Origin of the sequence: Microbacterium sp. (genome assembly GCF_031178525.1) — a bacterium.
Classification (GTDB): domain Bacteria; phylum Actinomycetota; class Actinomycetes; order Actinomycetales; family Microbacteriaceae; genus Microbacterium.
This window is the reverse complement of record NZ_JAPSJA010000274.1, coordinates 1-3079: the sequence shown is the minus strand read 5'-3', so window position 1 is coordinate 3079 and position 3079 is coordinate 1. Positions and strand designations below refer to the sequence as shown.

General features: G+C 75.1%; 3 protein-coding genes. All 3 read right to left on the bottom strand.

The features are described from left to right. Positions 1-1561 (bottom strand): carboxyltransferase domain-containing protein (locus tag RIF89_RS13035; protein WP_309069528.1); only part of this gene is annotated, 1561 nt, incomplete at its 3' end. After that, positions 1558-2349, bottom strand: coding sequence for a putative hydro-lyase (locus RIF89_RS13030; RefSeq protein ID WP_309069527.1), 792 nt, complete (start codon positions 2347-2349; stop codon positions 1558-1560). The genes RIF89_RS13030 and RIF89_RS13035, both read right to left, overlap by 4 nt. Beyond that, on the bottom strand, positions 2346-3065 hold the full coding sequence (locus tag RIF89_RS13025) for a LamB/YcsF family protein (RefSeq protein WP_375294484.1): 720 nt from the start codon (positions 3063-3065) through the stop codon (positions 2346-2348). The genes RIF89_RS13030 and RIF89_RS13025 overlap by 4 nt, the downstream gene beginning before the upstream one ends. Positions 3066-3079 lie beyond the last annotated feature (14 nt).

Here is a 3079-nt window from a genome sequence, read left to right as displayed (position 1 = left end):
CGAGGCGGAAGCGGATGCGGGTGCCGGGCGGCAGCTGCCCGGCGAGGTCGAGGTCGGCGTCGATCACGGCGCCGATGATGGGATACCCGCCCGTGAGCGGGTGATCGGGAAGGAACAGCACCGGCTGTCCGTCGGGCGGCACCTGGATCGCGCCGGTCACCGCGCCTTCGCTCGGCAGCTCGCCCGGGATCGCGCGCTCGAGCGGCGCCTCGCCCTCGAGCCGGATGCCGACGCGATCCGAACGCGGCGTGACGAGCCACTCCTGCGCGAGCAGCGTGCGCACGCCGTCGTCCGTGAACCAATCGTCGCGCGGCCCGCGCACGATCCGCAGCTCGACCTGGTCGCCGGCAGCGGGAAGCGGTGAGCGCGGCGCGGGGTGCGGCTCGACCGCGAACGGCGCGGCCGCCGGCCCACGCAGCGGGATGACGGTTCCCGCGGCGAGCGGCGAGCCGCCGAGCTCCTCCGCGCCGAGCCCGGCGAGCGTGTCGCTCGCGAGGCTGCCGAGAGCGGGCTCGAGGTCGAGCCCACCGCGCACCGCGATGACCACGCGCAGACCGTCGCGCGCGACCCCGAGACGCAGCTCGTCGCCGTCGTCGACCGCGGCCGGAACGCCGTCCGTCACCGGGAGCTCCACTCCGTCGGGCCGGACGACGACGGGATCCATCGCCGCGCCCGCGACCGCGACCACGCCCGCGCCGCGGAAGCGCAGGACGGCCCCGCCGCCCGCGAGCTCCAGCGCGGCGTGTGCCGGGTGGTTGCCCACGGCGCGGTTCGCGCGGCGCAGCGCGCGCCGATCGGCGGCGCCCGAGGCGGACACGCCGAGTGCCGCGTTCCCCGGGCGCCCGAAGTCCTCCACCACCAGCTGCAGGCCGGGCCGCACGACCTCGACGGCGAAGGGGCCGTCGTGCGCGGCGGGCGCGGGATGCGGGGCGGCCGAGACGCGCTCTCGGCCCGCGCGCTCGAAGCGGACCGCCGTGCCGGGAGCGAACAGCGCGGGCGGGTCGCGGCGGAGGTCCCACATCACGGCGTCCGTACGACCGATCAGCTGCCAGCCGCCGGGACTCTCCCGCGGGTACACCCCCGAGAACGTGCCCGCGAGCGCGACGGAGCCGGCGGGGATGCGGATGCGCGCGGTCGGACGTCGCGGCACGTCGAAGACCGGGTCGTTCCCCACGAGGTAGCCGAAGCCCGGCGCGAATCCCGTGAACGCGACGCGCCAGGTCGCGCCCGTGTGACGGGCGACCACCTCGTCCTCGCTGAGCCCCAGGATGCGCGCGACCTCGGCGAGATCCTCGCCCCCGTAGTGGACGGGGATCACGACCGACCCCGTCTCTCCCCCGGCACCCGCGACGTGCTCGAGCCGTGCGATCCGGCTCGAGAGGTCTGTCGCCGTCACGGCGGTGGGATCGAACCGCACGAGCACCGTGCGCGCGGCCGGGATCAGCTCCGTCACCCCCGGCAGGGCGGCTGCGGCGAGCGCGGCGTGAAGGCGCATCGCGCCATCGATGTCATCCTCCTCCACGAGCAGCGCCCGGTCGGAGGCGGTCAGCACGCGCCTCACGCCAGGTACTCCGCATCCGGCACGTCGGTGACGAACATGTGCCCGGGCGCATGCGTCAGCGCGAACGGCGGGCGCGAAGCCATGATGGCCGCCTGCGGCGTGACGCCGCACGCCCAGAACACGGGCACCTCGCCGGCGCGGATCTCCGGAGCGTCGCCGAACTCGGGCGCATCGATGTCGGCGATGCCGAGCGAGGCGGGGTCGCCCACGTGCACGGGCGTGCCGTGCACCGCAGGGTAACGGCCGGAGATCGTCACGGCGTCCGCGACCCGCTCGGCGGGGATCGGCCTCATCGACACCACGAGGTCCCCGCGCAGCCGCCCCGCAGGGGCGCATCGCCGTGCGGTGCGGTACATGGGCACGTTGCGGCCCAGCTCGCGGTGACGGATCGGGATGCCCGCGTCGTCCAGACCGGCCTCGAACGTGAAGCTGCACCCGATCAGGAACGAGACGAGGTCGGGATGCTCCTCCCACGCCGCCGACGCATCCTTCGTCTCCTCGACCAGCTCCCCGTCGCGCCAGACGCGATACGCGGGGATGTCCGTGCGAAGATCGGATCCGGGTGCCATGCGAGACTCGACGGTCCCCGCCTCCAGCACCTCGAGCACCGGGCAGGGCTTGGGATTGCGCTGCGCGAACAGCAGCACGTCGTACGCCCAGTCGGCGGGAACGGCGATCAGGTTCGCCTGCACGAGGCCGTGCGCGACGCCGCTCGTGGGCGCCACGCGGCCGGCACGATACGCGGCCCTCGCGGCCCGCGCCTCCGCGACCGCGTCGGCGCGGGTCACGCCGCCTCCCCCGCGAACGGCGCGATCCGGATCCCCTCCGCCTCGAGCAGGTCGCGCGTGGCGCGAGCCATCTCGATCGCCCCGGTGCTGTCGCCGTGCACGCAGATCGACGCCGCGCGCACGGGGACGAGGCTGCCGTCGACGGCCTCGATGACCCCCTCGCGCGCGAGCCGCAGCATCCGCGCCGCGACGAGCTCGGGATCGTGCAGGACGGATCCCGGCTCGGTGCGCGAGACCAGCTCGCCGCCCGGCGTGTACGCGCGGTCGGCGAACGCCTCGGCGGCCGTCGCCAGCCCCGCCCGCTCGGCGACATCGATCGCCACGCCGCCCGCCAGGCCGAGCATCACGAGCGACGGGTCGACCGCGCGGATCGCCGCGACGACATCCCGTGCCTGCCGCTCGTCGCGCGCGATCGTGTTGTACAGCGCCCCGTGCGGTTTCACGTACCGGACCGCGCCGCCGGCAGCGCCTGCGAGTCCCATCAGGGCGCCGAGCTGGTACTCCACGTGCGCCTGGAGCGTCGCCGAGTCGACGTCCATCGCCTTCCGCCCGAAGCCCTCGTAGTCGCGGTACCCCGGGTGGGCGCCGATCGTCACGCCACGCGCCACGGCCGATTCCAGGGTCTGCCGGATCCCCTCCGGGCTGCCCGCGTGGAAACCGCACGACACGTTGGCGCTGCTGACGATGCCGAGCATCGCCGCGTCGTCCGCGACCACGCGATCCGGAGTGT